The sequence below is a fragment of the Acidiphilium sp. PA genome (genome assembly GCF_026191915.1).
Taxonomy (GTDB): domain Bacteria; phylum Pseudomonadota; class Alphaproteobacteria; order Acetobacterales; family Acetobacteraceae; genus Acidiphilium.
Map to the genome: position 1 here is coordinate 1 of NZ_JAIMBY010000062.1, position 4800 is coordinate 4800.

General features: G+C 54.4%; 5 protein-coding genes and 2 pseudogenes. 5 read left to right on the forward strand and 2 right to left on the reverse strand.

What is annotated here, in order from left to right:
• Window positions 1-147: 147 nt before the first annotated feature.
• Window positions 148-591, forward strand: a complete 444-nt coding sequence (locus tag AruPA_RS21280) for a hypothetical protein (RefSeq protein WP_265638736.1) — start codon at window positions 148-150, stop codon at window positions 589-591.
• A gap of 1007 nt (window positions 592-1598) precedes the next feature.
• Here the strand turns inward: AruPA_RS21280 and AruPA_RS21285 are convergent.
• Window positions 1599-1850 (reverse strand): annotated as a pseudogene (locus AruPA_RS21285) (IS6 family transposase); the annotation flags it as partial.
• Window position 1851: 1 nt separating this feature from the next.
• On the opposite strand from AruPA_RS21285, the gene AruPA_RS21290 reads away from it, so the two are divergent.
• From AruPA_RS21290 to AruPA_RS21305, 4 genes and pseudogenes are all read left to right on the forward strand, one after another.
• Window positions 1852-2199: a hypothetical protein gene (locus AruPA_RS21290; protein ID WP_265638737.1), complete on the forward strand. Its 348-nt coding sequence runs from the start codon at window positions 1852-1854 to the stop codon at window positions 2197-2199.
• A 338-nt stretch (window positions 2200-2537) separates the two neighbouring features.
• Entirely contained in the window at window positions 2538-2855 is a 318-nt protein-coding gene (locus AruPA_RS21295) for a hypothetical protein (protein ID WP_265638738.1), read from the forward strand.
• Between the two features lie 193 nt (window positions 2856-3048).
• On the forward strand, window positions 3049-3561 hold the full coding sequence (locus AruPA_RS21300; protein ID WP_265638739.1) for a ferritin-like domain-containing protein: 513 nt from the start codon (window positions 3049-3051) through the stop codon (window positions 3559-3561).
• 196 nt (window positions 3562-3757) lie between these two features.
• A pseudogene (locus tag AruPA_RS21305) lies at window positions 3758-3958 on the forward strand (general stress protein); the annotation flags it as partial.
• Window positions 3959-4327: 369 nt separating this feature from the next.
• Here AruPA_RS21305 and AruPA_RS21310 read toward each other — a convergent pair.
• Entirely contained in the window at window positions 4328-4498 is a 171-nt protein-coding gene (locus AruPA_RS21310; RefSeq protein WP_265638741.1) for a hypothetical protein, read from the reverse strand.
• Window positions 4499-4800 lie beyond the last annotated feature (302 nt).

Sequence of the window (4800 nt, forward strand, 5' to 3'; positions counted from 1 at the left end):
CTACCGCTTCCGCCGCACCACGGCGCAACGGACGGCCAGCAAATCATGAACAGGAAGGAGAAAAACAACCGCTGACAGGCAGTGCCGCCCCGCGGGGCGGCACTGCCTGTCCAACCCCCGGAGGTGGGCCAATATTCGTCAGCACAAGTGGGCCAGAATCCATTGTCACAGCCACTCAATCAGTTTGATGATCCCGCCGACGTCGTCGATACAAGGCCGGTCTATCGCCTGTCGGCACTGGACCTGTATGATATCCCGGAAGCCCGTGACCGTATCTTGCGCCTGTTGGCCGAAAGCGGAGAGGCACTTAGCCTCGAGCAGCTGTTGCCAGGTCCCAATCAGCAGACGGCTCAAACGCAAACGGAAACCCGGTTGCGTCGGCGCTCGGCGTGGTCGGCTACGTTCGTCGCCAGCCTGGAGCTTGCCAAGCAAGGCGATGTCGCGCTGGCGCAGGCGGAAAATTTTGATCCGATCATCGTCAGCGTCAGTTCCAGCGACCAACCTCTGCTGAGTTCCATGGGCGAAACAACCAGCACCGAGCGATCCGATGACGCCGGGGCCTCGGCACCTCACCCGGCGCGATTGGCTTGACTAAGATCATAGCAATGATCGTTGAAAGATATTAAAAAGAAACTGGGGCGCGGGGGCCGTTCGCAACCAACGTCGTCCCAGAAAAGTACCACACAAAAGCGAGAAGACCACGAGCTTTGACTTCCATCATTTAGCGAGCCGGCTTTCGCCGGATTGGAGGTTTGCCATGACACAGCGCAGTCATATCAGTTCGCCACCGAACGAACCCAGTTTTTTGCAAGCGCGTTCATCCCGCCAGGATGACGCAAAGGCACCGACTTTGAGCGAGCTCGCCCTCGAACGGGACCGCTCAAGGGTAATCAAGCTGCGGCGTCCGGTTTTGCGCCCACAGTCATCCCATTCAGGTGACCGGAGAGCCAAATTCGATTGATCCTGCGCTCGAGGCCTGATCGCAGTAGAGCCGACGCGTTTGCGCTCTGGGCTGGCTACGCCTCAAATTTGGCTGCCTGATCGATAGCTGCCACTCCAGCCGCGCCCCCACCAATCAACTTGTTAATGCCTGTTGATTTTAGGATTGACGGGGAACGAGATGGTGGTTTGGGGTGGAGCTTTGAGTCATTTTTGTGATGCGCGGCGCGCAACAATGGGCACCCAGCTGGTTGAGTGAGTGGTGGAGACCGGCCCGTTGGTCGAGCGCGTAATCCAGTGCCTCGGCAGTGACCTGCTTAAAATCGGCGTAGCGATGCTGGAGGCTGCGCAGAGCAGAAACGTGTATTGGATCTGCTTGTCGCGCCAAGTCGTCGCCCAAACCGCACGCTTAGCCTCGGGGACAGCAGGGCATCGCGCGGCAGCAGAGTTGAAGTCAAACAGGGGGCCTTAGGCATCGAATACACACGCTTTGTTACCGGCGAGACCGTTAATCGATAGGTACCCCGGACCGGGCAGGCGTTGGCGATCACGAATTCGAAGCCACCCAGCAGGACATCGAGATCGGGTTGAGCAAACGGAGCATTCGAAATATCCATGACACCCGTGGCGGACGACTTGGACGCGCTACCTTCTCAATCGACCATTTCATCAAGGTGCCATTTGTCGCCCGCCGGAGGACGGCTGCGCCTGATTTGCGCGGCGATCTGCGGTCCAAACCGATCGACCCAAACTCGGATCGTCTCGTAGCTGACCGTAACACCACGCGCAGCCAGAAGATCCTCAACATCCCGAAGGCTCAGATTGAACCGGTAGTAGCTCCAGACCGCATAGGCGATCACCGATCGAGGAAAGCGATGTCCCTTCAAACGCAGAGGCAGTGTCAAATCCATCATGCGAAATTGCTACGGCCCCCCCGATGAACACGTCAACCTGACAAAGCCGAACGGCCGGATCAGTGATGGCATGGCGAATGTGAGCCGGTTCCGCCAGGCGGCGATCGAGCACCTGGACCGCACCGCGCCGGCGGTCAGGGCGGCCGTGGCAGGGACATGGGAGAAAACCCGGCCAGTGATCGAGCACGCGACAGCGGCCGTGCGCAAGCGGCTGCATCGCGTGCTGGGAGACTATCGCCAGCGCGAGGATCAGCGGAGAGCCGAGGAACGCCGGCAGGCCGAGGTGGGGGCAGCAATCGCACGCACAGCAGGCGAGCAGAGCCTTGGCAGTGGAATGGGGATGTAACACGAGAACCGGGAGAACAGCGTACCGACGTGTTGTTCGACCTATAGCAGCGATCTGGATTGGAGCGGGATTCATATGTCAGCGGCGCGGTAATCAACACAAAACCTCATGGATGCCCGCAATTCCGTTGCAAATAACGCATAAGAATAATTTGCTTCCACAAAAAAGTAATTAGAATCATTGATCTACTTTATAGATATTGCGGAAAAAAAACATATTAACTATGCCTAGGAAGTAGTCGTCCCGCTTGATTTTCGCAGTTTTGTGTTCTTACCTATTGCAACGGTGCGGACCATTCCCTTTATCCGAAGCGGTATGAACCTCTGTAGTGACTGATTATGAGCGATTTAAATTATGTTGACGATCCCGAGGCTGCTTTAGCCGAAGGTGTAGCTGCAATGGCGCTGGTGCGTTGGCTCATCCAACGGGAGTTCAAGCGATCATCCAATTCACGTACACTGTTGGAAGAGTTGGATTTGCTTGCAAGCCGATGGGCGACGGGGTTAGCACCTCGATTTCGTGAAGCGGCAGATCCCGCATTTCGGATGAAAGTAGCAACGCACATACTCAAGGCCGGTCGGTCCGGTGACCTATCGGAACTGGACGGAAACGTGCCCAAAGTCGAAGTCTACGAGGATGAAGACGCTGATTCCTGAAGCAACAAAGGTTCACGATTCGCAGAGTGTAATCAACTCTCCTATTTCTACTTTTCGAAAAAATGTGAAGATCCACGGTGGTATAGGACTGGGAATATATAAATTACACTATAACCCACACTGTAATTTCCTTCATTCATATGGATAAAATATTTAAAAATATTATAAATGATATTCCAAACGGGAGTGCAGAATGGGTCTTTTTGCTACAAGAATCAGAACAATTGATGATCTTTTCCTTCATACACTGAAGGATATTTATTACGCAGAGCGTCAGTTCGTTACGATACTGCCCGAAATGATCAAAAAAACTGGCGACGCGGTATTGAAGATACTGCTTTCCCGGCACGTGAATGAGACGAACCAGCAGATCACGCGATTGGACAAAATTTTTCACGCGATGGGGAAGCCACCTGCCGGATTGCCGTGTGAGACCATCATCGGGATTATCGATGAAGCGAGGCAGGTTATGAGCGAGATCCATGACGAGCATGTTTTGGACGCCGCGATCGCATCTTCTGTCAGGAATCTCGAACATTATGAAATGAGCCGCTACGATACGCTGATAGCATTAGCCAAGCGTTTGGGAAAGAAAGAGTATTTGCACCCTCTTCAGGAAACGCTGAATGAGGAGAAAGAAGCGGATCGATGGCTTATATTAATTACTGAACCAAAAGCTAATGAGTATTCGGGCTCATATATCTGATTACAAAACAAAGTAATAGGCGGACTTGAGAATAGTCCAATTGTTAATGACGAATACTGGAAATCGTCATTTCCAGTGGTTGAATTTACCGTTTATGAGCGCGAACTCATGGGTACCGAGGCGAACCTCGGCTGGCAATAGCGCCGTCAATATTGCGCCAAATACGGAGATGCACATGGCACAGAATCAGAATTCCAACCCTGGTAACTTCGCGAACGACCGTGAAAAGGCCTCTGAAGCTGGCCATAAAGGTGGCCAGCACAGCAGCGGCAATTTCGCGAATGATCGCGAAAAAGCTGCGGAGGCAGGCCGGAAGGGCGGTCAGCAGAGCGGCGGCAATTTTGCGGACGATCATGAGCGGGCATCCGAAGCCGGTCGCAAGGGCGGCCAGAAGTAACTCCTCACCGGAAGGTTGGGGAATTTCGGATCCCAGATCGAGACGAAAGCGATCCGACATAAATGTTTGTATCGGATTTTAGCGCTGATATGGTCCAAAGAGCGTGCCGTCACCGGAAGGGTGACGGCATCTCTCATCCGCTCTGTGTTTTTGTGGTATTTGTCCGCGATTGGCGATGTAGAGAGCGAGCGAATTGCGGCTCGCGGTGGTTGCCGTCGGTGGCTGTTCTCTGCCGACAACGGCCGAATTTTTCCCGAACCGAAAGCAGGCCGAGACGAGGGGTGCGGCGCGCGCAAGACACGCGAGCAGAGCCTTGGCAGCGGAAACGGGGATGTAAAATGAGCGTCGGAGGTCGTCAGTGTACCGATATCAACGGAACTTCTCCAGAATGGCGGCTAACTTCTCATCAAACGAAGCAACATAATCCGCCTTTGCCCGGTCAGCCTCGGCCAGAATGACGCCGTTGGCGAAGTCTCCGCCCGCCATCAGCAAACCTATACCTGCCTCAAGCAGGGTACGATTAATCTCAACGGAGGGCATGGTCGTCAGGTCTTGGAAAACGCCCACGACATCGCTGGGCTGGAATTTATACGTCCGGCGCAGAACCTAGACGGCTTCACAAAGAACGATCGTCGACAAAACGAGAGTCTCGGCCGTCTCGATCAGACTTGTCGCCTGGTTCGACCGCGATGCCCGATCCCAGACTGCGGATTCCGATTGATGCCGGCCACCTATTCCGACGTGAAGCCGGCGCCCGTTCCGATTTGAAGCCGGCCGGCATTCCGATTTCATTCCGGCCACCATTGTGAGAATCTGAGCGTTATTCGGCTGGGTCAGCAACT